The sequence below is a fragment of the Vibrio sp. YT-19(2023) genome, assembly GCF_033337395.1.
In genome coordinates this window covers 1-2950 of record NZ_JAWOQN010000076.1, presented here as the reverse complement: position 1 = coordinate 2950, position 2950 = coordinate 1, and the positions used below count along the sequence as shown (strand labels likewise).

General features: G+C 51.7%; 1 rRNA gene. It reads right to left on the bottom strand.

The annotated features are described in order from the left end of the window. Positions 1–32: 32 nt before the first annotated feature. Positions 33–2922 (bottom strand): 23S ribosomal RNA (locus R7E78_RS23900). Positions 2923–2950: the final 28 nt, after the last annotated feature.

The following is a 2950-nucleotide window of genomic DNA, read 5'->3' as shown; positions in this document are numbered from 1 at the left end:
CATTGAGTCCATCAAAACCCCTTGGGTGTTGTATGGTTAAGCCTCACGGGCAATTAGTACAGGTTAGCTCAACGCCTCACAACGCTTACACACCCTGCCTATCAACGTCGTAGTCTACGACAACCCTTTAGGATACTTAAAGTATCAGGGAGAACTCATCTCAAGGCTCGCTTCCCGCTTAGATGCTTTCAGCGGTTATCGATCCCGAACTTAGCTACCGGGCAATGCGTCTGGCGACACAACCCGAACACCAGAGGTTCGTCCACTCCGGTCCTCTCGTACTAGGAGCAGCCCCTTTCAATTCTCCAACGCCCACGGCAGATAGGGACCGAACTGTCTCACGACGTTCTAAACCCAGCTCGCGTACCACTTTAAATGGCGAACAGCCATACCCTTGGGACCGACTTCAGCCCCAGGATGTGATGAGCCGACATCGAGGTGCCAAACACCGCCGTCGATATGAACTCTTGGGCGGTATCAGCCTGTTATCCCCGGAGTACCTTTTATCCGTTGAGCGATGGCCCTTCCATTCAGAACCACCGGATCACTATGACCTGCTTTCGCACCTGCTCGAATTGTCATTCTCGCAGTCAAGCGGGCTTATGCCATTGCACTAACCTCACGATGTCCAACCGTGATTAGCCCACCTTCGTGCTCCTCCGTTACGCTTTGGGAGGAGACCGCCCCAGTCAAACTACCCACCAGGCACTGTCCGCAACCCCGATAAGGGGTCGACGTTAGAACATCAACACTACAAGGGTGGTATTTCAAGGACGGCTCCACGCAATCTAGCGACTGCGCTTCAAAGCCTCCCACCTATCCTACACATGTAGGGTCAATGTTCAGTGCCAAGCTGTAGTAAAGGTTCACGGGGTCTTTCCGTCTAGCCGCGGGTACACTGCATCTTCACAGCGATTTCAATTTCACTGAGTCTCGGGTGGAGACAGCGTGGCCATCATTACGCCATTCGTGCAGGTCGGAACTTACCCGACAAGGAATTTCGCTACCTTAGGACCGTTATAGTTACGGCCGCCGTTTACCGGGGCTTCGATCAAGAGCTTCGACCGAAGTCTAACCCCATCAATTAACCTTCCGGCACCGGGCAGGCGTCACACCGTATACGTCATCTTGCGATTTTGCACAGTGCTGTGTTTTTAATAAACAGTTGCAGCCACCTGGTATCTGCGACTCTCAATAGCTCCATCCGCGAGGGACTTCACCGTCGAGAGCGTACCTTCTCCCGAAGTTACGGTACCATTTTGCCTAGTTCCTTCACCCGAGTTCTCTCAAGCGCCTTGGTATTCTCTACCCGACCACCTGTGTCGGTTTGGGGTACGATTCCTTACAATCTGAAGCTTAGAGGCTTTTCCTGGAAGCATGGCATCAATGACTTCACATCCGTAGATGCTCGACGTCGTGTCTCAGCCTTAAAAAGAGCCGGATTTACCTAACTCTTCAGCCTACGCACTTGAACCTGGACAACCGTCGCCAGGCCCACCTAGCCTTCTCCGTCCCCCCATCGCAATTGTAAGAAGTACGGGAATATTAACCCGTTTCCCATCGACTACGCCTTTCGGCCTCGCCTTAGGGGTCGACTTACCCTGCCCCGATTAACGTTGGACAGGAACCCTTGGTCTTCCGGCGAGGAGGTTTTTCACCCCCTTTATCGTTACTCATGTCAGCATTCGCACTTCTGATACGTCCAGCATGCGTTACCACACACCTTCAACCGCTTACAGAACGCTCCCCTACCCAATGCACTAAAGTGCATTGCCGCAGCTTCGGTTTACTACTTAGCCCCGTTACATCTTCCGCGCAGGCCGACTCGACCAGTGAGCTATTACGCTTTCTTTAAATGATGGCTGCTTCTAAGCCAACATCCTGGCTGTCTGAGCCTTCCCACATCGTTTCCCACTTAGTAGTAATTTGGGACCTTAGCTGGCGGTCTGGGTTGTTTCCCTCTCCACGACGGACGTTAGCACCCGCCGTGTGTCTCCCGGATAGTACTTACTGGTATTCGGAGTTTGCAAAGGGTTGGTAAGTCGGGATGACCCCCTAGCCTTAACAGTGCTCTACCCCCAGTAGTATTCGTCCGAGGCGCTACCTAAATAGCTTTCGGGGAGAACCAGCTATCTCCAGGTTTGATTGGCCTTTCACCCCTAGCCACAAGTCATCCGCTAATTTTTCAACATTAGTCGGTTCGGTCCTCCAGTTGATGTTACTCAACCTTCAACCTGCCCATGGCTAGATCACCTGGTTTCGGGTCTATATCCAGAGACTGAACGCCCAGTTAAGACTCGGTTTCCCTACGGCTCCCCTAGATGGTTAACCTTGCCACTGAATATAAGTCGCTGACCCATTATACAAAAGGTACGCAGTCACAGGACAAGCCTGCTCCTACTGCTTGTACGTACACGGTTTCAGGTTCTATTTCACTCCCCTCACAGGGGTTCTTTTCGCCTTTCCCTCACGGTACTGGTTCACTATCGGTCAGTCAGTAGTATTTAGCCTTGGAGGATGGTCCCCCCATATTCAGACAGGATATCACGTGTCCCGCCCTACTCGATTTCACTGAACACACGTCGTCAACTACGGGACTATCACCCTGTATCGTCGGCCTTTCCAGGCTGTTCGTCTAACGCGTGTAAAGCTTAAGGGCTAGTCCAATTTCGCTCGCCGCTACTTTCGGAATCTCGGTTGATTTCTTTTCCTCGGGGTACTTAGATGTTTCAGTTCCCCCGGTTCGCCCTGTTGAGCTATGTATTCACTCAACAGTAATACCTTATGGTATTGGGTTTCCCCATTCGGAAATCCCAGACTCAAATGGTTTTTACTACCTAATCTGGGCTTATCGCAAGTTAATACGTCCTTCATCGCCTCTGACTGCCAAGGCATCCACCGTGTACGCTTAGTCACTTAACCATACAACCCGAAGGAGTTTCGAGTTGAT